Origin of the sequence: Microcystis sp. LE19-131.1A (assembly GCF_027532015.1) — a bacterium.
Classification (GTDB): Bacteria; Cyanobacteriota; Cyanobacteriia; order Cyanobacteriales; family Microcystaceae; genus Microcystis; species Microcystis ichthyoblabe_A.
This window is the reverse complement of sequence record NZ_JAPZSS010000064.1, coordinates 1-24,227: the sequence shown is the minus strand read 5'-3', so window position 1 is coordinate 24,227 and position 24,227 is coordinate 1. Positions and strand designations below refer to the sequence as shown.

Annotated in this window: 22 protein-coding genes and 1 pseudogene; 5 read left to right on the top strand and 18 right to left on the bottom strand. The window is 41.3% G+C overall.

Annotated elements, in window-relative coordinates; translation table 11 throughout:
* Nucleotides 1-143 precede the first annotated feature (143 nt).
* From O9323_RS05750 to ccsB, 5 genes and pseudogenes are all read right to left on the bottom strand, one after another.
* Nucleotides 144-635 (bottom strand): annotated as a pseudogene (locus O9323_RS05750) (Uma2 family endonuclease); the annotation flags it as partial.
* Nucleotides 636-681: 46 nt separating this feature from the next.
* Nucleotides 682-1,926 carry an ATP-binding protein gene (locus tag O9323_RS05745; protein ID WP_002740076.1) on the bottom strand — a complete coding sequence of 415 codons (1,245 nt, stop codon included), beginning with the start codon at nucleotides 1,924-1,926 and terminating at the stop codon, nucleotides 682-684.
* A 384-nt stretch (nucleotides 1,927-2,310) separates the two neighbouring features.
* Nucleotides 2,311-3,633 carry a serine/threonine protein kinase gene (locus tag O9323_RS05740; protein WP_002750101.1) on the bottom strand — a complete coding sequence of 441 codons (1,323 nt, stop codon included), beginning with the start codon at nucleotides 3,631-3,633 and terminating at the stop codon, nucleotides 2,311-2,313.
* A gap of 56 nt (nucleotides 3,634-3,689) precedes the next feature.
* Nucleotides 3,690-4,583, bottom strand: a complete 894-nt coding sequence (locus tag O9323_RS05735; RefSeq protein WP_024970778.1) for an aspartoacylase — start codon at nucleotides 4,581-4,583, stop codon at nucleotides 3,690-3,692.
* A gap of 128 nt (nucleotides 4,584-4,711) precedes the next feature.
* Entirely contained in the window at nucleotides 4,712-5,698 is a 987-nt protein-coding gene (ccsB, locus tag O9323_RS05730) for a c-type cytochrome biogenesis protein CcsB (protein WP_002739901.1), read from the bottom strand.
* Between the two features lie 132 nt (nucleotides 5,699-5,830).
* On the opposite strand from ccsB, the gene ftsH reads away from it, so the two are divergent.
* Nucleotides 5,831-7,795: an ATP-dependent zinc metalloprotease FtsH gene (gene ftsH / locus O9323_RS05725; protein WP_288124812.1), complete on the top strand. Its 1,965-nt coding sequence runs from the start codon at nucleotides 5,831-5,833 to the stop codon at nucleotides 7,793-7,795.
* A gap of 175 nt (nucleotides 7,796-7,970) precedes the next feature.
* On the opposite strand, the gene O9323_RS05720 is transcribed toward ftsH, so the two are convergent.
* The 3 genes from O9323_RS05720 to O9323_RS05710 form a co-directional block, all read right to left on the bottom strand.
* A complete protein-coding gene (locus O9323_RS05720) occupies nucleotides 7,971-9,887 on the bottom strand; it encodes a hypothetical protein (RefSeq protein WP_288124811.1) in 1,917 nt (638 codons plus the stop codon).
* Complete coding sequence (locus O9323_RS05715; protein ID WP_002739676.1) at nucleotides 9,856-10,209, bottom strand: hypothetical protein; 354 nt, start codon at nucleotides 10,207-10,209, stop codon at nucleotides 9,856-9,858. Before O9323_RS05715 ends, O9323_RS05720 begins: the two co-directional genes overlap by 32 nt.
* A 104-nt stretch (nucleotides 10,210-10,313) precedes the next feature.
* Nucleotides 10,314-10,865, bottom strand: coding sequence for a thioredoxin family protein (locus O9323_RS05710; protein ID WP_002750106.1), 552 nt, complete (start codon nucleotides 10,863-10,865; stop codon nucleotides 10,314-10,316).
* 103 nt (nucleotides 10,866-10,968) lie between these two features.
* On the opposite strand from O9323_RS05710, the gene O9323_RS05705 reads away from it, so the two are divergent.
* The 3 genes from O9323_RS05705 (at nucleotide 10,969) to O9323_RS05695 (ending at nucleotide 13,318) form a co-directional block, all read left to right on the top strand.
* Nucleotides 10,969-11,235 (top strand): ssr2422 family thylakoid membrane protein, encoded by a 267-nt coding sequence (locus O9323_RS05705; protein WP_002740128.1) that lies wholly within the window; start codon nucleotides 10,969-10,971, stop codon nucleotides 11,233-11,235.
* Nucleotides 11,236-11,267: 32 nt separating this feature from the next.
* Nucleotides 11,268-11,672: an NIL domain-containing protein gene (locus O9323_RS05700; RefSeq protein ID WP_002739790.1), complete on the top strand. Its 405-nt coding sequence runs from the start codon at nucleotides 11,268-11,270 to the stop codon at nucleotides 11,670-11,672.
* A gap of 236 nt (nucleotides 11,673-11,908) precedes the next feature.
* A complete protein-coding gene (locus O9323_RS05695; RefSeq protein ID WP_002739470.1) occupies nucleotides 11,909-13,318 on the top strand; it encodes an isochorismate synthase in 1,410 nt (469 codons plus the stop codon).
* Nucleotides 13,319-13,329: 11 nt separating this feature from the next.
* On the opposite strand, the gene O9323_RS05690 is transcribed toward O9323_RS05695, so the two are convergent.
* From O9323_RS05690 to queA, 6 genes are all read right to left on the bottom strand, one after another.
* The gene (locus tag O9323_RS05690; protein WP_288124810.1) at nucleotides 13,330-14,706 is read right to left on the bottom strand and encodes an aldehyde dehydrogenase; all 1,377 of its coding nucleotides are present in this window, start codon (nucleotides 14,704-14,706) and stop codon (nucleotides 13,330-13,332) included.
* 31 nt (nucleotides 14,707-14,737) lie between these two features.
* Nucleotides 14,738-16,216 (bottom strand): hypothetical protein, encoded by a 1,479-nt coding sequence (locus O9323_RS05685; protein WP_149108008.1) that lies wholly within the window; start codon nucleotides 16,214-16,216, stop codon nucleotides 14,738-14,740.
* Between the two features lie 39 nt (nucleotides 16,217-16,255).
* A complete protein-coding gene (locus O9323_RS05680) occupies nucleotides 16,256-17,047 on the bottom strand; it encodes a TIGR03943 family putative permease subunit (RefSeq protein WP_288124809.1) in 792 nt (263 codons plus the stop codon).
* A 24-nt stretch (nucleotides 17,048-17,071) separates the two neighbouring features.
* Nucleotides 17,072-18,082, bottom strand: coding sequence for a permease (locus O9323_RS05675; protein ID WP_002750120.1), 1,011 nt, complete (start codon nucleotides 18,080-18,082; stop codon nucleotides 17,072-17,074).
* A gap of 274 nt (nucleotides 18,083-18,356) precedes the next feature.
* Complete coding sequence (locus O9323_RS05670; RefSeq protein WP_002753484.1) at nucleotides 18,357-20,066, bottom strand: serine protease; 1,710 nt, start codon at nucleotides 20,064-20,066, stop codon at nucleotides 18,357-18,359.
* A gap of 163 nt (nucleotides 20,067-20,229) precedes the next feature.
* The gene (gene queA, locus O9323_RS05665; RefSeq protein ID WP_002753483.1) at nucleotides 20,230-21,327 is read right to left on the bottom strand and encodes a tRNA preQ1(34) S-adenosylmethionine ribosyltransferase-isomerase QueA; all 1,098 of its coding nucleotides are present in this window, start codon (nucleotides 21,325-21,327) and stop codon (nucleotides 20,230-20,232) included.
* A 160-nt stretch (nucleotides 21,328-21,487) separates the two neighbouring features.
* Between queA and O9323_RS05660 the strand changes: the two genes are divergently transcribed.
* Nucleotides 21,488-21,877, top strand: a complete 390-nt coding sequence (locus O9323_RS05660) for a hypothetical protein (RefSeq protein WP_002733765.1) — start codon at nucleotides 21,488-21,490, stop codon at nucleotides 21,875-21,877.
* Between the two features lie 3 nt (nucleotides 21,878-21,880).
* On the opposite strand, the gene O9323_RS05655 is transcribed toward O9323_RS05660, so the two are convergent.
* The 4 genes from O9323_RS05655 to O9323_RS05640 all read right to left on the bottom strand — a co-directional run.
* Entirely contained in the window at nucleotides 21,881-22,933 is a 1,053-nt protein-coding gene (locus tag O9323_RS05655; RefSeq protein WP_002733478.1) for an LOG family protein, read from the bottom strand.
* A gap of 134 nt (nucleotides 22,934-23,067) precedes the next feature.
* Nucleotides 23,068-23,742, bottom strand: a complete 675-nt coding sequence (locus O9323_RS05650; RefSeq protein ID WP_002732419.1) for an HAS-barrel domain-containing protein — start codon at nucleotides 23,740-23,742, stop codon at nucleotides 23,068-23,070.
* 2 nt (nucleotides 23,743-23,744) lie between these two features.
* Nucleotides 23,745-23,939: an NAD(P)H dehydrogenase subunit NdhS gene (locus O9323_RS05645; RefSeq protein WP_002732940.1), complete on the bottom strand. Its 195-nt coding sequence runs from the start codon at nucleotides 23,937-23,939 to the stop codon at nucleotides 23,745-23,747.
* A 100-nt stretch (nucleotides 23,940-24,039) separates the two neighbouring features.
* The coding region (locus tag O9323_RS05640) for an HNH endonuclease (protein ID WP_288124808.1) at nucleotides 24,040-24,227 on the bottom strand (188 nt) is incomplete at its 5' end.

Genomic DNA, 24,227 nt, shown 5'->3' with positions numbered 1-24,227 from the left:
TAAAAGTTTATGCTGCTATTTTTTTTTCGGAAAAATAGGTTGTAATGGGAGACTCTTTGTTTTCCTAGACAAAAATAATTACTTTTTCAAAAAAACACTTTTCTATTTTTTTGTTGGGTATTTTATTCTCTGGAAGTCCCTTGGGTGTATTCTTGCAGCAACCAATTATTTTCTGAGGTTTTGCTATAGGATTCTATTAATATCTCCCCTTGACTGACGAGAAGATATTGGTTTAATTGGGGTATAGAACGATAATAACGAAATTTATCACCCCGATCATAACTAGAGGTGGAAGGGGATAAAACTTCGATAATTACACAGGGATTTAAAATTTCATCGTTGCGATTATCACTAAATAATGGTTCCCCAGCAATGATCATTAAATCTGGGTATAAACCGCGATTATACTGGGGTATCCATAGACGTAGATCGCTAGATTGAAGACGATAATTAGTTCCTCTTAAAGCTAATTTTAGCAGGACAATAAGATTAATGAGAATACTATTATGATTGATGCTTCCCCCTGTCATCTCGATAATTTCCCCGTCGTGATATTCGTGTTTAACCTCGGCAATGGTTTCTAAATTACGATATTCTTCTAAGCTGAGGGTTTTGGGAGGAGATTGAGTCAACATTTTTCCAGATTAGATATTCTTTTATTTAATCATAACACAATTAATGCTACCTATTTAATTCTAATTCCCCTTGGAGAAAATCAACAAATTGTCTGGCAGTTCTTCCCGATCGCCCATTATGTTGGGTTGCCCATTGTTTGGCACGAAATTCTAAGTCTTCTAAGCTAATTTTTAATTTAGCTAAACTGGCTAAATGACGCACTATTTCCAGATACTTTTCTTGATTAGCTGGTTCAAAAGTTAGGGTTAAACCAAAGCGATCACTAAAGGATAATTTTTCTTGTACTGTGTCCCAATTATGCACTTCATCCCCATCTTTTGGTCGGGGTCGATCGGCAAAAAATTCTCTGACTAAATGTCGGCGATTAGAAGTGGCATAAACTACGACATTTTTCGGTCTAGCGGTGATACTTCCCTCTAAAACAACCTTTAAAGCTTTAAAAGCTTCATCGTCTTCTTCAAAGGATAAATCATCGACAAAGATAATAAATTTTTGCGGTAAATATCGCAGAATTTCAATAATTAATGGTAGGTCTTTTAATTGGGATTTGGCCACTTCAATTAAGCGCAATCCTTGACTATGGTATTTTTGCAATAATCCCTTGACTAGAGAGGATTTTCCCGAACCACGACTGCCATAGAGTAGCACATTTAAAGCGGGATAACCTGCTAATAAAAACTCAGTGTTTTTAATCAAGGTTTCCTTGGGCATTTCATAACCGACTATTTCTTGAATCTGCACGGGATCGGGATGAGTAATTCCTTGTAATCGACCTTCTTGCCACCTTAAAGCTTGATAACGGGCAAAAATTCCCGTACCACATTCGCGATAATAATCTGCTAAATCTTCAACTAATTCCCTCCAATCTAAACCGGAATGTAAAAAACTTTCTAATTTATTGTCCATTTCCCAAGCGGGGAAACTGAGAAATTTAATTTGTTCCAAAATTGTCGAATTGCTGAGGCTATAAATGCTAGAATTATAGAGAGATTGAAGGATAGATAAATCCTGTTTCACGCCATTAATTAAAGATTCGGGTAACTCCCAAAAACTTTTTTTCTGTACCTGTTGACTAAAGGGATTGTCATCTAATAAAATTTGTTCGACTAGAAAATCATTCCAACTGATATCTTTAGATGCTAAAGCTTGAAACCATTGACCATAGGCTTTAAGAAAATCGGCAATATTATCCGTAGATAATAGGGTAATAAATGCCTTGCCAATAGCATTATCAAAAACCCCTTGATACAAAACTAACAAGCTGACTTTTTGGTAAATTTCAGAAATCATTTTTTATTCTCCACTAATAACTAACATTTCATGGCTGTTTTTTTGTAATTCCTAATTCGATTTAATAATTGCCGTCCTGTAGCTAAGGGAATGCCAATCAGTTGTTATTATATCAAGATAGGTTAATCTTTGCAAAATTAAGGTTAAAAAAGGGAAAATACCTACCGACTAATTCCCCAGATTTCTTGAGATGAGGTACAAGGTTTTCCTTTTGGGGAGTCAGGAGAAGGCTCTTCTAGGTTCTGTGTGATAAGTTAAACTTACAATATGATCGATCAATCTTTGTGTCCTTTGTGTCTTTGTGGTTCGTTCCACCCCCTCGCTAGGAGGAATGTATCTTAGAATACATTATCCAAGAGAGCCAGGAGAAGATACCTTGTCAGGCTACATTTCCTCTTGATGAGAAACGTTATATTTGATAAAATTTAACCAATCTTGGATTTCCTGTCCTAACCAGAGACATTCATCCTCGCGGAGATTTTGACCGATAAGATAATAATTTTTAGCCGTCCGCAGACGAATCTGATAGTTGCCTTCCGTGCCGTTGCTATGGAGAAAAATACCCCATAAGTCTTGAGTTTTAAAAGCAAATTTTTTGTAGATAAAATTGAAAAGTTTATATTTAATTAAAACTTCTTGAGGGGTAAGAATTAATTGCATCTCCCGCGAAAAAATAAAACCAATCAGAGCTATAATAAAGGTAATAATTGGGGAGATAAAGACAGTGACAGTAAGGAAAATCGCCAAAGACCAGAGAGTAGGCGCATCGGAAGGTAGCTTAATTTTTGGTGGTAAATTAATCTCTAAATTATCCTTATGTTTAGCGATACGGATGGAACTGTGGGGAGGTTTTGGTAATTTCTTAGGATCGACTAAACTTGATACTTGACGATAGTAGGGATGTTGGAGAATTTTCAGAGCTTCTCTGGCACTTTTAAACCGCTTTTCTACTGCCATATCGGTCATAGTTTCTAACCAATCGATTAAATCATCATCGATTGTCACCAGTTGGCGAAATTGAATTTTAGAGTCGCGGTGGGGCAGTTCTATTGGCACAATTCCTGTCAATAAATGAATTAAAGTCATACCCAAGGCATATAAATCAGAACCCGGAACTGCTCGGCCCCAAAATTGTTCTAGGGGTGCATAACCACTCGTCCCCACCACGGTAAAAGTAACTCCCGTCACTGCACCCCTGGACTGGACTGCACCAAAATCCACTAAATAAACGTTATTTTCCGAGTTAATAATTAAATTACTAGGTTTAATATCTCGATGTAATACTGGGGGCGATAATTCATGCAAATAGATGAGAATTTCGAGAACTTCTTGGGCAATAGTCCGAATTACCGTAGCGGTGAAACGTTGCCCCCTTTCTAAGTGATCACTTAAGGATTCTCCCGGTATATAATCTTGTACAAGTACAAACCAAGGAATCCCATCACCTTGATTTTTATCGAGGGAAAAATAATCGCGATAGCGGGGAATACGGGGATGATGGAGAGAAGCTAAGACGGCTGCCTCCCGTTCAAATAATTTTAATTCTTCCCACTCCATCTGGGGACTAAAAGCGAGGAGTTTAATAATTACCGATTCTTGAGATAATACATCGGTAGCTAACCAAGTTTGACGACCGATAGCGGTATTTCCCAGGCGTTGTTGTAGTCGGTAACGTTCCGCTAAAAAAGAATCAGAAGTAAAGGTCATAGTGGCTTTTCCCTTATTTAGACCTGTTTTTTGTCAGTAAAACTGCTGTGGAGGTACTAATTAATATCGATTTGTTTTTTTTCTGTCCAACAAAGGGCGATTCCCTTTTCTTTGTAGGAAGATTCTCCGACAAAGATAGGATATAATTCAGATTCACCACGATAGATAATTTCCTGACCATCAAATCCTAGAAAAATCGGTTGATTGGGTTGAATTGCCTGATAATCTCGTTGGAGAATCTGAGGATGTAACATGGCTTTAATTTCACCCTGTTCATCCCTAGGATAATCGATCGAGCCTAAACGTTGGTAAACTGTTAGGGATTCGCTGAAAGTATCGAGATGGGCAGCGAGATAATTTTCCTGTTCGATGTAGTCTAGGATTTGATAAATGAGTGTTTCGGTTTGACGAAAAAGATAGGGACAGATGACACCATGGTTAATTGGACCGATTTCTAGGGTAAAAGCTAGGGGACAAATTCCTTTCAGAAAATGATTTTCTTCCTCGCTGACGGGATGATAAATTAAGCGCACATCAGGATTAATTTTAGTCAGATAGGTAAAGATTTTTAATAGCCAAGGATGGGGATTAGAATAAATAATCGCCAGCATCATGTTAGATGTGGTGCTGTGAATATCGATTAATAAATCAATGGATTTTTCTCGGATTTCTTTGACTATTTTTTTGGCTCGTTTTTGTTCGTATTGCTGACAATCGGGATTCACTAAATCTTTCTGGTTAAAACAACGATTTAAATCCGTATCGACATATCTAACCCGTTGCTTTAGGGCCAAGGGGTTAGCGATGAGACTGTGGGATTGAAAACTGCTGCGAGCAATAAGATTAGGTGACTTTTGTAGGTATTTAACCAAATAAGCGGGAGTTAGTTCATTGCCATGCACACCGGCAATTAAAGCCAGATTTTTAATAGTAGTTTTCTGATCGATCATTTTTTATAAGTTTTGAGAATTTGTAATTATTTATCTAGGGCAAAATTGCCGTAATTAAATAACAATTATAAGCCTTAAAAAAGGGTAGTCTAGAGGGGCAGGTTTGCCAACCCACCCCTATAACTGATTTAGAAAAACCAACCGTAGGAATGAAGACCTTTACCTAAAAGATTCACTCCTAAATAACATACCCAAACCACAACAAAACCACTCGCTGCTAGAATAGCTGGTTTTCTTCCCTGCCATCCCCGGGTAATGCGGGCATGGAGATAAGCGGCAAACACTAACCAAGTGATTAGCGCCCAAGTTTCTTTCGGATCCCAACTCCAATAGGAACCCCAAGCTTCATTCGCCCAAACTGCTCCGGCGATGATACCGATAGTGAGAAGGGGAAAACCGAGACCAATGACCCGATAACTGATATTATCGAGGGTTTCCGCCAAGCTAAGACGTTGGGGCGAAAGAGTCGCCATCGCTGTTAGGGTGGGAGTTAAAAGGGCGGTTGTGCCACCGTTAGCCGTTTCCATGAAAACTGGCGCAGAAAGAGTGGTAGATAACTTATTTTGCAGACGATAGGCTCCCGTACCCACGGAACTGCCTTTTAACTCGATATTTTGACCTCTCGTGACGATCAGAAAAGCGATCGCCATCAGGGAACCCACCATCAAAGCAGCATAACTTAACATCATGACGCTAACGTGCATCATCAACCAATTCGATTTTAAAGCCGGAACCAAGGGTGCCGAAGTTTGCATTTCTCCGGGTAAGGACAAAGTGGCAAAAGCAGTAATCCCCATGGCTACAGGAGTCGTCACCACCCCCACCAGGCGACTGCGGCTAGTGTACTCAGCAATTAAATGAACCGCAGTTACACCCCAAGCGAGAAAGAATAAAGATTCGTAAAGATTGCTAATGGGGAAATAACCCGCTTCTAACCAACGCGCTCCCAATAAAGCGGCGATACAGAGGTTAGCGATGGCCACTCCCGTGCTGCCCAGGCCCGGCAACAAAGGTATGCTAGGAAAGGCTGCACCGGCCCAATAAACCAGCATGGTTAAAAACAGGACTAAAAAAGAAGTGTTATCGAGAAAGTTCTCTAAGCTAACTAAATTCATGGGATTTCTCTCGTTTGTCGCTCGCTCGCTACCAAGTATTCCATCCTCTATCCTATCCCATCGGTAAGGCGATCGAGATAGGGAATTGTTAGTATGAACTTTGCATTTTCACTCTGACCCACCCTAAAAATTATGACTAATCAAGAAGATAATCAATTTTCCTGGTCACGGTTGCCGCGGTTAGGCAAAATCCTGATCATTTGTTCTGGTGTTGCCGCTTTAGGCTATTTTCTTATCCCTCGTCCCTCAGAATTATCCAATATTCCCCTCGAACCCTACAGCGAATTTATCAATAAAGTGGAACGGGGCGACATCAGTAGGGTCAGAATTGGCAATCAAGTCATCTTGTATCAATTAAAAAATCCTTTAGAATCCCTGGCTATTCCGGGTAATCCCCCCGTTAATCCCCCAGAATCAAGTAATCCCTTTCACAGTGATTCTAGTTCTCTGGCGGGCAAACCAAGCAGTAATCTAGCCCCCGGACGAGTATTGGCCACAATTCCAGTCGATAACCCCCAATTACCCCAACTATTACAGCAAAAAGGCGTAATATTCGAGGCGATTCCCGTAGCCGAAAACAGTTGGATCAGCACTCTCCTCGCTTGGGTGGTTCCCCCCTTAATTTTAGTCGCCGCTATGCAGTTTCTGCTCTATCGCAACGATGACACGCGTAAATCGCTGCTTTTTAACAAAAATCTCGCTAAAGTTTACGGAGACGACGAAAAATATCCGATTACCTTCACTGATGTGGCCGGGGCCGAGGAAGCAAAAACCGAGTTAAAGGAAATCGTCGAATTTCTCAAGGATGCCGAGCGCTTTAATAAAATTGGGGCGCGTATTCCTAAGGGTGTTCTCTTAGTCGGACCGCCGGGGACAGGAAAAACCCTCTTAGCAAAAGCGGTCGCGGGAGAAGCGGGAGTAACTTTTTTTAGCATTTCGGCCTCGGAATTTGTGGAATTATTTGTCGGCACTGGGGCAGCCCGGGTGCGGGATCTATTTGCCCAAGCGAAGAAAAATGCCCCTAGCATCATTTTTATTGATGAATTGGACGCGATCGGTAAATCAAGAAGTTCGGGATCGGGAACTAGCGGCAGTAATGATGAGCGCGAGCAGACTTTAAACCAACTTTTGACAGAAATGGACGGTTTTAGCCCCAAAGAAGCCGTCGTCATCGTTTTAGCCGCCACCAATCGCCCGGAGACTCTTGATGCCGCTTTATTGCGTCCGGGGCGCTTTGATCGCCAAGTTTTGGTGGATCGTCCCGATTTAGCGGGACGATTGGCAATTTTGGAAATATACGCCCAACGAGTCCAGATGGGTGAAGATGTTAACCTCAAAGCGATCGCCACCCAAACCCCCGGTTTTGCCGGTGCCGATTTAGCCAACCTCGTCAATGAGGCTGCCCTCTTGGCTGCCCGTAATAATCGGGAAAAAGTCAGTCAAATCGACTTTAAAGAGGCGATAGAAAGAGTTATCGCTGGTTTAGAAAAGAAAAGTCGGGTTTTATCGGAAAAAGAAAAGAAAATCGTCGCTCATCACGAGGTCGGCCATGCTTTAGTTGGTGCTGTTATGCCGGGAGGTGGTCGCGTCGAGAAAATTTCGATCGTTCCCCGGGGTTTATCCGCTTTGGGTTATACCCTGAAAATTCCCACGGAAGACCGTTTTTTGATGACAGAAACCGAATTTAAAGAACAAATTACTATGTTATTGGGCGGTCGGGCAGCCGAAGAATTAATCTTTGGCAGTGTTACTAATGGCGCTTCCGATGATTTACAAAGGGCGACGGATATTGCGGAAAGAATGGTGACAATTTATGGTATGAGTAAATCCCTGGGTCCCCTAGCCTACGATAAAACGGGACAGGCTAATTTTTTAGGTAATAATCAGGGTAGTCCCCGGCGTTCGATCGGGGAAAATACGGCGAAAGTGATCGATGAAGAGGTTAAACAAATTATCGACGCTAGTTACCAAAAAGCCCTAGCAATTCTTAGTTATAACCGCAATTTATTAGAGTCGATTACCGCTAATCTTTTGACCACGGAAGTAATCGAAGGAGAAGAATTGCAAGAATTCTTAAATCAAGCGCAAATGGTCTGAGCAATCCTCAGAAATAGGGTCTGCCGAAAAAGTTTTTCGTGGGGACAGGGTGTGGGGTGTGGGGTGTGGGGAGAACAAAGCTGCCTTTTGCCTTTTGCCTTTTGCCTTTTGCCTTTTGCCTTTTGCCTCTCCTCATAACTAGGGTCTGCTGAATAAATAGTCGAGAATATCTAACTTAAGGAGAAGACAGAATCAAAGCATTAGAAAATTGATATTTCCCTGCTTTGACGGTTAATTTGCCCTCTTTCCATCCTAAAGAAACGGGAGAGTTATCTCGACTTAAACTGTTATAAAGGGCGAAATTTTTTGACCAATCGTGCTTTTGACCGTTACGAATTAACATCGGCAGTAGATTGATTTGATTATAGGTAAATTGTAAACTCTGCCCTTGACTGCCTTTAAATAAGAGGCTGCCTTGGTTAATTTGAGTTAAATTTACTTGACTTTTTTGCTTAAATATGCTCTTGAAATTCTCATAACTACCCTGGGTTGCCGCTTCCCCCACTTCCAGAGCAAAACCCGCATAATTGTTACCTGTGGGTAAAGCTTGGTAGGTATTATCATCGGGATAAGGGGAATTAGGAATCTCGATCATTTCAGGAGAAGAAAGATTTATTAATCTCAGGGCTAACCAAGTTTTTTCTAATTGAATAAACCAGATATTATCATCTTTTTCTACCTTGGCAGTTTTCGGTAATTGCCAGAAAAAAGCTTGGTCTGCTGGACGCAACCAGATTAAAAGATTACGATATTGTCCGATTTCATCCCCGGGATTTTTGCCCGGTTTTACGCCATTTTTGCCAGTGTTAGCCACAAAAAAATCCACTCCTTTTTCTTGATTAAAGGCCATTAATTTAAACGGGGCCACATCGCCATCGGGGAAAGTTCCCGCCAGACTACCCATTTGATAACTAGCCCCAATAAATTGAGTTTCCCAATAACCCGGACTCTGATTATTGCCCGGTTTCCAGTTTTCATATAGGGGTTTACTGGCGAGAATTTCTACCGGTTTATTAAAGTTTTTTCGGGCTAATTCCATCACTGCTAAAGGAGGACGATAATGACTGGTAATTAGATAAAGAGAGTCCAATTCTGGACGATTATTGGCGACAGGAGTATCACCAAAGTATAACCAAAAAGTGCGACCTGCGTGTGATCGCATTACGCCATGGCCATCACCATAATCACGTTTTACAGGGCCACCCCAACCACCCCGATAATATTTAACACTAGCGGCCATGGATAACCAATCTAAGGCCATTTTTGCCCATTGTTTAACTTCCGTATCTTGAGAAAAATCGTAGAGATTGAGATAGGCAGCAAAGGTATGACCTTGATAAACTTCTGAATCCCATTCTCCCATACCGATGTTATATAAAGCTGAAACGTAGCGCTTAATTTTACTTTTATAAAGTTGACGAGTTGCCTCATTTCCTGTTTCTTCGGCCATCAGATAAACCGATGTTTCGCGCATCGCTCGCAGGTTATCAGTATTGCGACTATCTACCCATAAACCCCGTCTTTTCATACTCCAATCATTACCCGTTCCTTGGCCGGTGCCGTGGATAGGATGGGGCCGTTGTAAAGGGTCGGTTTCTGTCCAAATTTTCGCCGCATTATACATTCTCTGACGATAAACTGGATCGAGATACTTTCCGAGAAGAAAATATTTTCTAATTTGTCCTTTTAGGGTAAAAGAAAAATAATAATCTATATAATCAGTGTGGGACTGTTCCCGTTTTTGTGGGTCATCCTGCTGCAGGAAATCTAGGGCTTTTTGCCTGTTTCCTGCCAAGAAATCAAACATGGCCATAGCATAGGATTTTTTCTCGTTTTCTCCCCACAAATTGCCATAACTTTCTGCCCTAGCAAAATGGTTAATAACTTGCTTTGCCCTTTGTTGAAATTCTGCCTCTAATTCCGGTGTCCAATCGTTAAGATATTGGGCTTCAACTTCGGCAACAGGGAAGGAAGCGATCAAGTTTTGAGAAACAGAATAGAGGGAATTAAAGCCTACAGTAAATAGGGCAATTATTCCCGCTAAAATTAGATATTTAATTCTAGATCCAATCGTCATCTTCGGCAAATTCATCGATGTTTCCTTGATTTTCTGGGGTCTGAGTTTGATTCTCTTTATCTAATTGTAAAGGAACTGGTTCAGGAGCGATAATTTCTGGTAATAATTCTTCGGGTTTTTGACCATCTACCTCCACCACAATTATTTCTGTGACGGGAAACCAAAGTATCCGGCCTTGATCATCACAAACCGTCACCGATCGCGATTTATCTGGAGTCTCGGTTGCGAAGAAATCTCCTAACATTTTGGTGGGTAAAATATTCTTACTTTCACCCCCACTAACTCCTAGGAATATATATTCGTTACCTGTGGTCAAATGTTGAACAATAATCGCCATAGTTAAAAGGTTTTAGTCAATGAAATGTACTGATTGATAGTTGACTCTTGAATGATAGCTTTCAGCCCTAAGCTTTCCAATGATAACTGATAACTGCTTACTGCTTACTGCTTAACTTGACTGCCGTGACTGCGGGGATCGGTTTGACTAGCACCCACAAGGATATTAAAATCAGAAGTCTCTCCCGTAGTGGTGGCATAGGGTAGGGTAGAATTAGTTAAAAGTGCTTCTAAATTAGCAGTTAAAATTGATTTTGGTTGTTCTCCGATCGCTTGGGCAACCGGTTGTCCTTGGTTATTTAAAAATACAAAATGGGGAATCCCATCCACACGATAACGGAGAATTTCCGGCAACCATTTATTATTATCAACGTTGAGCATAACAAAATTAATGGCATTACCGTATTGTTTTTTAATTTCGGCAATTTCAGGGGCCATCGCCTGACAACTGGTACACCAATTAGCATAAAATTCTGTCAGGGTGGGTTTACCATTGCTGACGGCAAGATCGAAAGGTGTCGCTTTTTCCGCTTGCGCTTCCAAAGATACGGAACTAGCGGTGGTTTGAAAGCCGAAGAAAATCGCTACACTAAGGATAACTGCCGTTACTGCCAGCAGAAGATTTCTGGTTTTGTTGGTGGGTGTGGTGGCTGTCATGGATATTTAATCAAAGTTTACTTTGTCCTATTGTAACGACTGCTGCGCTCTTTTAGTATTGGTGTCGATTGAGTTACAATTAAGTTAGAGATGGGTAATAATTATGACAGAAGAAAGACTCGATCGAATAGAGGGACAGCTAAAAAGGCTAGGAGGGGACGTTCATACAATTGAGGGGCGATTAGAAACTTTAGAAAGTAACGTTCAAAACATTGAAAAAAAGCTAGGAGACGTGATCAACCAAATCCGTGAACTTAGTCTTAGCATCGATACCTACCAAAAAGCTGATCAACAGGTAGTTAATTTGGCTTTTGGTCTGATCGTTGCCGCCACTGCTACTATTGTAATTCCAGCCGTTTTCGGCAAATAAGCAAAAAAAGATTCTTTGATTGGAAAGGCTGCATGAAAAAACGCGTTACTCTCACTTTTCCCAAAAAAGCCGTCCATATGCCCGTTACCTATCGACTGGCAAAGGATTTTAACGTCGCCGCTAATATTATCCGCGCCCAAGTTGCCCCCAATCAAGTGGGAACATTAGTATTAGAATTATCGGGAGATATCGATGAGTTAGAAGCGGCGATCGAATGGTTACAATTACAAAATATTGGCGTTTCCCAAGTTAGTCGCGAAATCGTTATTGATGAAGAAAAATGCGTCGATTGTGGCTTATGTACGGGAGTTTGTCCCACGGAAGCTTTAACCCTTGATCCCGAAAGTTTTCGTCTTAAGTTTTTGCGTTCCCGTTGTGTGGTTTGTGAACAATGTATCCCCACTTGTCCCGTGGTGGCAATTTCCACAAACTTGTAAAATAGAAATTATTAAATTAATTTTTTTGCCCATTTAAATAATAGCCATCTCTGGAGATTTTAAGCCTTGATGTGTTGCCAAGTAGGTTAATCGCCACAAATATCCCGCTCGCTTTCTGCCTAAAGACCCTTTCTCCGATACCATAGTTAAAAAGAGAGCCTTGACTCTGGCCACATCTGTGGGGATTACATACCATTAATCATGGTTTTTTTTGCAAAAAATACAAAAAACTTGACATGACTTCTGCCGTTCCTCGCCTTTCCTATCCTGATAGTCCGATTGCTGATCTTCGCGGCCTCTATAACTTTATCCTCAACCCGCAACTGTTAGCCGCAGAAAAGGGAAATCGGTCGATCGTCAGTTTTTGTCAAAAAATTTCCCCCCTTGATCTCCTAGAAATTCTCTCTCGGATTGCTTCTAGCTATCCCACCCATTGTTATTGGGAAAATCCCGAACGAGAAACTGCTTTTCTCGGCTACGGCATCGCTTTTACTGCTACTTTCCACGGCAAACAACGTTTTTTAAAAGCTCAAAAATTTATTGAAAACTGTCAACAAAGAATTATTAAAATTGATAACTATAGCGAGATTACTCCCCGCATCTTTTGTAGTTTCACTTTTTTCGACTCGGCAACAGCTACCCCCTTTCCCTCAGCTACCCTAACCCTGCCTAAGTTTCAAATTATCAAAAAACAATCGGAATATTTTTTCCTGACTAATCTCTTAATCACCGGCGAAAAAGAAATAGAAAAATCCCTCGAAGAAACTATTAATAACCTCAAAATTATCCAAAATAACTCCAGCAATTGCCGACAAAATCCTCGCCAGGATTCCTGTAGTTATTATATTCATCCTACCTATAATTTTCAAGCGGCTGTTGCTGATGCCATCCAATCTATCCATGCTCAAAAATTTAGCAAAATTGTCCTCGCTCACGCTCTTGACGTGATTTCTCCTCGTCCTTTTCATCTGGTAAACTGTCTCGATAATTTGCGTCAGCGTCATCCCGATTGCTACACTTTTTCCCTCGGCAATGGACGGGGAGATCATTTTATCGGTGCTAGTCCCGAACGATTGTTAACTGTCCATCAGGGGCAATTAATCACCGATGCTTTAGCGGGATCCGCCCCCCGGGGAGAAAATGCGATCGAAGATGCTCTCTTTGCCAATAAACTCCTCGCTAGTGAAAAAGAACAACGGGAACATCGGGCTGTTAGTGACTTTATTAACCAAAAACTGCGACAAATTGGCTTAAATCCGCAAAATTCTCCCTCTAGATTGTTAAAACTCTCCAATATTCAACATCTCTGGACTCCTATCCATGCCAAACTAAAACCCTCTATCCATCCCCTCGAAATTGTTGCCCAACTACACCCCACTCCTGCTGTTGCTGGGGTTCCCACCGAGATCGCTTTAGCACAAATTCGTCATTATGAAACCTTCGATCGCTCTCTTTATGCCGCTCCTTTGGGTTGGATTGATTGTCAAAATAATAGTGAGTTTATTGTTGGTATTCGTTCGGCATTAATTAAAGGCGATCAAGCGCGATTATACGCCGGTGCGGGTATTGTTGCCGGCTCCGATCCAGAAAAAGAACTAGCAGAAATTCAGCTGAAATTTCAAGCTCTCTTAAAAGCTTTAACTTAAACTGTAGCTTTTTAGCGAACTAATAACTTAAATAAGTTTAATTTACCCTTAAAAGGCGGATATTTTAAAGCGGGATTGAACCAAAGAGGTGTTTTCATAATCGCTTTTTGGTGACTAAAATTCTCAAAGGAAAAACGACCATGATAGCTACCAATACCGCTATTTCCTCGACCACCAAAGGGTAAACTAGGATTAGTAAAATGAAAACTATTGTTGTTAATACAACCTCCCCCAAACTGGACTGATTCTAACCATTTCTTTTCGGTTTTTGCTTTGGTAGTAAACAGATAAAAAGCTAGAGGGTTAGGATTTTTAGCAATTATTGCTAAAGCTTCCTCAAAAGTGCTAAAGGCAATGATCGGTAAAATTGGACCGAATATTTCCCCTTGCATAATAGGAGCATCAAGGGAAACATTAGTTAATAAAGTTGGTTGAATATATAAATTTTCTCGATCAGTTTTGCCACCAAAAACAATCTCACCATCTTTGAGCAAGTCAATCAGGCGATCAAATTGTTTATCATTAATTATCTTACCATAATCAGCACTTAGTCTGGCATCTTCACCAAAAAAATTAACAATAGTATTAGCTAATTCTCTGATCAAATTCTCCTGCTGGGATTGATGTACTAAAACATAATCAGCTGCGATACACATTTGACCACAATTAGAGAATTTTGTCACGGCAATGCGACGAGTTGCCACGGAAATATTAGCATCAGCTTCGATAACACAGGGACTTTTTCCCCCTAATTCTAGAGTAACAGGAATTAACTTTTCTGCCGCTAGTTGATAAATAATTTTTCCTACCCTGGTACTGCCAGTAAAAAATATATGATCAAAGGTAAAACTGTCTAACATATTCGGAATTACTTCCGCACCATCTCCGGGTACAATTAACACATATTCTTCGGGGAATATTTCTTGAATTATTTTAATTACTAATTTTTCCGTCGCTGAGGCAAATTCACTCGGTTTTAATACCGCACAGTTACCAGCAGCAATAGCACCAACTAAAGGCACTAATAACAATTGGAGGGGATAATTCCAAGCACCAATAATTAACACCACCCCCAAAGGTTCCCGAATAATTTGACTGGAGGAAGGAAAATTTAAGAGATTGATTTTAACAGGTTTGGGTTGCATCCATGAGCGCAAATTTTTTAAAGCGTTATTAATTTCCACCAAAAGGAAACCATTTTCAGTAATCCAACAATCTTCGGGACTTTTCTTTAAATCCCTATATAAAGCTTGATATATCTCTCCTTCATATTTAATAATTGCCTGTTTTAACTTCTCTAACTGCTGACGACGGAATTGATAGGAACGAGTGGCACCACTAACAAAATACTGACGCAATTTGGCTAATTTTTCTGAGTTTGACAGCATCGAAATAATTCCTAACTTAATGATGGTAATTCTATGGCATCCACTGGGGACGAATTCCCGCTAGAGGTAATTCAATTAAATCAGATTTACTTGCTTTCACTCCATCTTGTAGGGGAGGAATTAACATCCACAAACGACCACCGATAATTGTTTCTCCTGAGTCAGTAGTCAAGGGATTAGTCGGATTAGTATCATAACTGGTGCGAAGTTGATCAAAAATAATCGCTAAACTATCGGGAGATAAACTAATGTGAATATCACGATAATCGGCTAATTCCAGTAGGGGAGTCACTTGACCAGTCTTCACATCTATTTTAGCAAAATAGGGTTTTTCTTTGTACTCTTGACTGTTAGTAACTAACTCAGTTAACAAACAATATAAATCACTACCAGTGGCATTAAATTGACAATCTATAATCGAACCTTGTAGATTGAGTAAGCGTTTTTGTAATCCTTGATTATTGACATAAAAAAGCGATCGAATATAACGCATTTTGGCATTATCAGTATTAAAATTTACCATTGCCGCAGCCGTACCATCAGCAGAAAAATTCAAAATTCGCCCAAATTTTGGTAAAAAATCTAGGGGTTTTGTTTCGGTTTTTAAAGGCAAAAGTGCGATTCCTTCCCCCTGGGTGACAGCCAAAGTTTTACTATCAGGTGCAATCAAAAATTCTCCACCTTGAATGTTTAATTGTTTGGGTTTTTCCCCCGATTTAACTGCCCATAAATCGAAGTTAATCGGATTGCGGCGCTCAATTCTCTGCACGACAATAGTTTCCCCATCTTTAGATAAATCAAAATGATTATTTTGATAATCTTTATTGTCTAGCACTAACTCAATTTTTGGGGAAGATTGGCCAAAATCAACTTGGTAAAGCTGTAGTTCACGAATTCCCTGTATTCCCTGATTTTTCGCCACGGCCGAAAAGAGGATTTTTTTACCATCAGAGTAGAATTCAAAAGCCATAACGGTCAAATTTGCGGGAGTTAAGAGGGTTTTCTTCTCCTCGGTCAAGTTATAAAAAATTAATCTTCCCTGTTCTTCCCCATTAGTGCCAATATAGGCAAAAGCACGATCCCGACTTTTAAATTCTCTTTCAAAAATTGCTAGGGTTTGTCCTAATCGATTACCGCTGGGAAATTGTTCCCGCGCACCTTCAATTTGCAGATGATATTTTTCTCCGTAGGGAATGGGAGAAGTGAGGGTATAAGCTAATCGTCTTCCGGCCCAACTAAACTTCCCCGGCAGCGCAGGATCGATAACTAGATTTTTTTCTACACTAGCATGATCCATGGGGCGATCAAAAGTGATAATAAATGCTTGATCTTCCGCTCCAATTTCTCGATTTTCCCAGCTAAATTCCTTGACTCTTGGACCAGTTTGTAAAAGACATTGATTACCACAGCTATTACCCAACCAAATTAAGCCACCAATTACTAAGGTTAGGGATACAATTAATGTTATCGCTAATTTATCAATCGGTTGTAGTTGTAAGGTTTTCAGCATTATAGTAGATGGTTAGAAACAACTGATAACAGTTAACTGTTAATATCCGTAGGGATCCGCAGGAGTGGGTATAGATTTCACGGATTTGGGCTTAATTACTAATTGTCTTCTGGTGGTTGATTTTCCCACCTCTACGGGTAAAGATTCCGTGGCCATTTCTCCGGTGATTTCTAACCAGGTATCATTGGGATATTGACTGCGACTTCCTGATAGTTTCACTGGTAAACCCACGGGATAAGCATCCACGGCACAACAGGTAAGAATAAAGCGACTAATTAATAAATAATCATCGGGTAATTGGGGCAATTGTACCACAAAACCTGTGACTTTTACCGGTTGTCCTGTATAAGCATCAGGTTCGGGGTAAGCATTCAAAGTTCTTACCCATTCAATTAAACTTTTTTCCTCCGGTTTAACGGTAGTGCCAAAGGATTGAGTTTGCACGCGAGTTAGGGGTAAAGATTCACTAATTCCCCTCTGTAATGCGATTTGACTACTGAGGGGCTGCGGGGCGATAAATAGGCCTAAAAGGGCAGTTATTACTAATAAACCTGAGCCAAAATGTTGGGGAAGAATGGTAATATGGGATCGATTATCGTTACTATCTAAATTAATCTTTTTTTGCCACTGTTTTAATAATGTCCAAATCTTGACCAATCCTAGTGCAAATAAAGCAATACTGGTGATGAAAACCAGAATAAAATAATTAGGATGGATCAGTAAATTTAATTGTCCAGTTATCCAGTATTTAAATAGTAACGACCCCCAACCGATGAGGGCAATAATATCGATAAATTGGGGGGCGATTATTTTTAGACGTGATGAATTCATGGGAAAGACTATCTAGGGACTGACCTAAAATAAATAACTGTGAGCCAAGGTGAGTAAAAAAGTCATTTGCGCTGCTAAAGCGAAGAGATAAATTAACATTCTCGGTTTAAAAATAGACAACATTAAACCAATTCCTTTCAGGTCAATCATGGGACCAAACACTAGAAAAGCCAGCAGGGAACTACTGGTAAAACTAGATGCAAAGGAGAGAGCAAAAAAAGAATCAACTGTGGAACAAATCGAAACAATGACCGCTAACAGCATCATTGCCAAGATCGAAGTAATCGGATCCTGACCCAAATTAAGAATAAATTCCCGGGGAACAAACACCTGTAAACCAGCCGCTATAGCACTTCCTAAGATTAACACTCCTCCTAATTCGCGTAATTCCATCACCACGTTTTCCAGAAAAGTTAACCAGCGCCTTTTCATCGGGATAGCTTGCACTGCCGGTAGGACAGCAGTAGCGGCAAAACTTTCGTCTAAGCGCAAAGTTTGCCCGGAATTACCGATCAGAAAAGAACCGGATTGTAGTAGTAGTGGGATAGATTCTTTTTCCGGTGTTTGCGGTTGCCAATTGAGACTTTTTGCCAAAGAGGTTTGGAGGAGCGGTCGGGGATCTTTTTGGATACTAAAGATAATCCCGATAACCGTAGCGATGAACAAAGAAAAGATAACTCGATAGAAAACAATTTCCGGTTGATCGCGAAAAGCTACCCAAGTGGACCAGATAACAATCGGGTTAATTGTCGGCGCTGCTAAGAGAAAACTAACCGCTACTGCATTCGGCATTCCTTGCACAAGTAAACGTCGCGCCACTGGCACATTGCCACACTCGCAGACGGGGAACAAAAACCCAATACATCCCCCCACAAATGCTCCTAAAACAGCATTGCGAGGCATCAAGGCAACTAGGCGACGTTCATCGACAAATATTAAAAGAATACTAGAGAGAATCACCCCTAGCAGTAAGAAAGGCATCGCTTCCACCAACAGGCTCAGGAATAGGGTAAAGGCATTTTGTAGTTGACTCATCTATCCTCGCCTTGGCAATTAGAGGTTTAAGGGTAAAGACTTAGGGACCCTAGAAAAAGGTTCATCTATCAGTTATCAGTGACCAGTTATCAGTTATCAGTGACCAGTGATCGATCACTATCCACTAAGCTAAGACGCATTTAAACCGCTTATTCTTAGATTAGCCGAACCCCCCCCAATCCCTTTACTGTTGCCTTTTGCCTCTTGCCTTTTGCCTCGTTTCAACAAGCAATTTAAATTACGAACAGCTTAACTACTATCCACTATCCACTGATTACTGATTACTGATAACTGAAAAAGTTCCCCACTCTCTTAACCTTTCTCGCACTCTGTCAATGGGAATTGCTAAACCGCAGCCTAATTTAACGGCATTTTCTAGGGGTTTAGGAGTAGAGGGATTGGGACAAAATAAACCCGCTTGGGAAATCACTCCCACCACTTGATTTTTATCGTTTAAAACTGGACTTCCCGACTGTCCAGAAACGACAAACATGGACAAACTTAAGGATTTTTCGTCATTATCATTAACCGTGCCTTTGCTGACAGTCCAATCTTTTTGATTAAAAGGATTACCGATCGAGATTACTGGTTGATTAGGGGCAATTGGTAGGGGTGCTAAAGCTAAAGGTTTTAAATCTGGGGGGGGATTTTTTACCTCTAATACTGCTAAATCGAGCCAGTCGTTAGGGGGGGTAATGTGGAGAATTTTAGCTTTTGAACGCTTGCGGATTTTTCCTTGGGGTGGTTGGCTATAATACTCCACAAAAATGCGGGATCCTGCATCGATTTCTTGACGGGAATTCGTCACCACATGGCGGTTAGTCAAGATCCAAGCTGTGTCTTGATTTCGTTTTAATAACCAACCAGTGCCGATACCATTTTTATTTTTGCCGCGAATGACAATTTTAACAATTGAGCGTTTTAAATTCACCAGAGGATCACTCTTAACACTAGGAATTATCTCTGGCATTTTTAATAATTCGGGATTGTCGTGAATTAATCGCCCCCGTTGGATTTCCTGTAAAATAAATCTAGCTTCTGATAAATTGGGATCAATTTCTACGGCCTGCCGACACCAATTTAGACCCTCATCGATCTGACCGTTGTTGATATAGATATAACAGAGATTTTGGTAAATCTTAGCATTTTTAGGGCTAATTTGCCGTGCCTGTTGAAAAACTGCCATCGCTTCCCCTAGTTTTCCCTGTTCCGCTAAAGCTTTACCTAAATAATTATAAATATCCCCATCTTTAGGAGCGTAAATTAAAGCCTGTCGATATATTTGCTCTGCTTCCTGCCATTTTCCCTGTTTTGCTAGGGTTTCTCCTAATTTTTTGTAGATTTCACCCTGATTAGGTATCAATTCTAGAGCTTGCTGATAGGCATAACTGGCCTCTGGCCAGAGTTGCTGTTCACTGTAGGCCTTTCCCAGATAAAAATAGGCTTTTCCCTGACTAGGATCGAGAAAAACCGCTGCTTGCAGAGCTTTCGCCGCCTCATCCCAACGTTGTAAACTATAAAGGGCTTTTCCTAGCTGAAATTGCGCTTTAAAAGTTGGTTTAATGATCATTGCTTTTTGGTAAGCATCGATCGCCTCTGACCATTTTTCCTCCTGCGCGAAGATATCCCCCAAAGCCACTAAATAATTACTTTGGGAGGGTTCCATCGGTGGTTTATGATTAACGATAAAGCCACGATCATAGGCTTGTAAGGCTTCAGAATAGCGTTTTTGACTTTGCAAGACCTGAGCGATTTTTATATGGGCTTGGACTGAATTTTCGTCAAAAGATAAAACTGTTCGGTAAGCAGACAGAGCCGATTCCTTCTCCCCCGCGGCCAAAAGTCGATCGCCTTGCCAGAGATAGGCCAAGGCAATAAGATAAAAAATAGCAAAGGGAGCGGCGACGATGAAGGCAATAATTAAAAATATTTGCAGGGGTTTGCTAGAATAGCGGCGACCGATTTTAATGTCTTTTCTTTTCATTTCTTGGTTAGGATAGACAACAGGCTAGAGGTGGTTCGATAATCGACCTAGACCAATTTAGATGCGCGGGCCGCTTATACATATTTTTCCCCTTTCCTGTTGCCCTTTCCGCAGTTCTAGCCCTCCTTCTTTCTGGGGTGTGGATGTAATTTTGTCCAACTACTTACCGATTACTGCTGCAAGCGCTGGGTAGGATTAACATAGCGTCACCGAAGGAATAGAAACGGAAACGCTCTTGGATAGCTGCTTGATACAATGCCAATAGTCTTTCCCGTCCGACTAAGGCACTGACTAACATCATCAAACTGGACTTGGGTAGGTGAAAATTAGTGATCATGCCGTCGATAACTCGCCATTGATAACCCGGATAGACAAATAAATTCGTTTTTCCCTGAAAAGCGGTTACTTTATCGCTCTTAGTTTCTTTAATTGCCCCTTCCAAGGCGCGAGCTACCGTAGTTCCTACGGCGATAACCCGGCCACCTCTAGCCTTTGTTTGGGCAATTTTTTCGGCAGTTTCGGCGGAAATCTCTAAAAATTCCCGGTGCATTAGGTGTTCTGTAATATTTTCCACTTCCACGGGACGAAAGGTTCCCACTCCCACATGAAGGGTGATATAGGCGGTATCTATACCCTTCTGGGCGAGCTTATGGAATAATTCGGGAGTAAAATGTAATCCGGCCGTGGGAGCGGCTACAGAACCCTGTTTATAACCGTAAACTGTTTGATAACGGTCTTCTTCTGCCTCTGATTCGGTGACGTAGGGGGGGAAAGGAATATGACCGTACTCCTCCAACATATCCCAAAAACTGCGTCCGGGATGACGTTGAAATTCCAGCAGACGACCACTGGTGTTCAGATCTCGATCGATTACTTTCGCTAACCATAATTTTTCTTTGTTTTCCGTTCGCCCTGTTTTCGGATAAAAAAGGACTTCTGAACCGACTTTAAAGCGTTTTCCTGGTTTCACTAGAGATAACCAACGATGGTCATCTTGTTCTTCCAATAGTAATATTTCTATGGGTGCGCCGGTGGTTTTACGACCAAATAAACGGGCCGGAATCACGCGGGTATCGTTGAGAACCAACAAATCCCCCGGCTCTAACCAAGTAGGTAAATCCCGAAAAATAGCCAAATTATGACTATTAGGAGAATCTACCACCAAAAGACGGGAACTGTCTCGGGGTTCTGCGGGATTTTGGGCAATTAACTCCGGAGGAAGGTGATAATCGTAGCTGGAGAGTGATTGGTCAGGGATCATCGTCGTTATCATCATAAAGATCTTCGCAAAAGTCGGGTAATTCTACCCAGGCGAACTTCACTAAATCGGGGATTTCTCCCCTTGGTATCTGGAACGGTTTATCGTCAGACTAGAGATATAACACTAATCGTGACTGTTAGCCAACATCCCAGCGGCCAATATGGACTATCTCTATTTTCTTGCTAACGCTAGTTTAACGCTACGAGTCACCGAGTACCTGCGATCGATGACTCATCTACCCTCCTCCGTCATGACGGTTATTCATCAGATTAACGGTTGGGTGGTCAAGGTCAAGTTTAATCAAATGCTTACTCCTTGCCAACACGGGGATTTTCGCGCCTACATGAATGAGTTAGGGATTCCCTATCAACCGGAAATGCGTCTCCAGATGGTTTTTTGGAGTTTGGAAACGGGACAATCCCCCATTGATGTCATGCGTCGTTACCAAGTGGCGATCGTCTCCCATGGTACCCCGGATCAGCAAGATATAGAGGCTTTTCGGCAACAATTTACTAAGGGTTTAGGATACTGTCCAGAAACTCTGGCCTAGTATTTATTTTCTCTCGGGATGCTCTTCAAGGGCAACTACAGGACTTAAATCGTTGATGTGATCAATTAATTGATACAAGCGTCCGTAACTCTTGCCGTTGAAGTAAAAAACTAGACGAGGTAAATGGTGGCTGGAATCCCGATTCTCTCGTTCTAGAATTTGACTGGGTTCGATTTTCCCTTTAACTAGGATATCGCCGAAGTTTTGGTTAATTTGTTCGATCTGTTCCTCGCTTAGTTCGTGATTAAGACGAATAACAAAGGATTCTCCCACAAAACGGCTGGAGTGATAGACCCGATAGAAGTGGCGAATTGTTTGACAAGCGTGGTTTAGATCGTTGGTAATAGTATAAAAATTCCGATCTTCGGCGGATATCAGTCCTCTTTTTTGCAGATTTTCACTAATTTGTTCTTGCCAAGTTTGCCAGTAATCCCCATCAGGCTCATCAATTAATACTAGGGGTGCAGGTCCGTATTTACCGGTTTGACAGAGGGTAAGCGTCTCAAAGGCTTCATCTTGGGTGCCGAAACCGCCGGGGAATAAAGCTACTGCGTCACTTTCCCGCAGAAAAAATAGTTTTCTGGTAAAGAAATATTTAAAATCGATTAATTTGGCATCATTTATGATATAAGGATTAGCCCCCTGTTCAAAGGGTAGCTGAATATTTAATCCGAAGGAATTTTCCCGTCCGGCGCCTTCATTCCCTGCCTGCATGATGCCACCCCCAGCACCGGTTAACACCATAAAACCGTATTGACTGATACAGCGTGCGAACTCTACTGCCAGACGGTATTCACTGCTATCGGGTTTGATGCGTGCCGAGCCAAAAATGGTCAGTTTACGAATGTGACGGTAGGGGTAAAATACCTGAAATCCCTTTTCTAAATCTTCGATCGCATAGGTTAGAATTTTCCAATCGAGGCGATCGATTTCCTCCTCGGCAATTCTGACTATTGCTTCCAGAGATCTTTGAATCCATTTGCCATCTTTTAAGTGGGGCAAATGTTGCACCAATTTCAGCAAGTCTTCGGTTAATTGAGAATAAGAGTTGTCCATTTATCAGGTATCAGTTTTGCAGCAATCCAGATATGAATGCTAATTGTACAAAGTATCCACAAGTTAACTTGGTTTGGAGTTTGAAGAATTGCTCAGAAGACAATTCATAATTAAAATCAGCAACGCCGAATCATCTAAGGACTAATATGAATTTGACTGAGAATATAACGCAAGCGATCATAATCATCTTTAAGTAAAACACTTAACTGTCTGCCCACATTCACTAACCATTGTCGATCGGCTTGACGCAATTGATACATCTGACGGATAGAAGCGGCTGCCAAAGCTTCCACGGGAGTATTTTTGACCTGTAATAAAATTCTTAAAAAGTCTAATTGTTCACTAAAATAAACCACTTCTAACGACTCACATTGATAAACTGCCTGGTGAATTTGTGGGGGGCGGGGAGGAATATATTGATAGATATAACCTCGCCCGGAACCATTGCCATTAAATTGTCCTGGCAGGGTTTCAAAACCGACAATAGTTGCCCGAAATTCCGTTTTTAACATAGCGAAAATCTGCGGCTGTTGTTCCCGCAATTCAGCCAAAGATAACCCCAAAGCTCTAGCACGATGTACCGAATCGATGGGGGCAGTGGTGGCAAAGGTGACAATCCCAAAAATCTTATTACCCGTTTCTTCATCGTAGGCTTTTACCCAACTACCAAAAGCGGGCATAAAAGGAAAGTTTAACTCCTCTGGTTCCAAACATTGCGCTAAGAACTCGGTCGTCGTCGTCTCGATAACTTCGGCGATATGATCGGGATGGCGGTTATCCGTGGCTAATTGCGGTAAGGGTGGACGCATGGTTATTTTTTGCCTTTAGCCGGGGCAATAATTAGTTCTTCTAATTCCGAGAGATTAAAGGTAACTAACTTATCCCAGTTGCCCCCCTCAAAAAGAACGGCCACTTTCCCATCGCTTAAACGCTGGGCTAAACCTTCAAATTTATAGTAGGTATCATCGGGATTGGTGACTCGAACGGTACTACCTGGCAAAATCATAGGATTGACGACGAAATTATATTATTAGGGGTCGAGAAGGTCGTCACCGACCTCCCCTCCCATTCAGAACCGTGCGTGAGACTTTCACCTCACACGGCTCCTAGTTTGACTGTTCCCTTGTTAAGGATACAGCTTGACTTCCTTTGGTTAACCTTGTATTATCTAGTTTGACTTCTGAAGTTGTCAAACCAGATGATTTTAGGCTTCCATCAGATGCCGATTTATCATCGTGACAGTGGCGGTGTAGTAATTGAAGGTTCTTATATTCATCCTTTCCGCCTAGGCTGA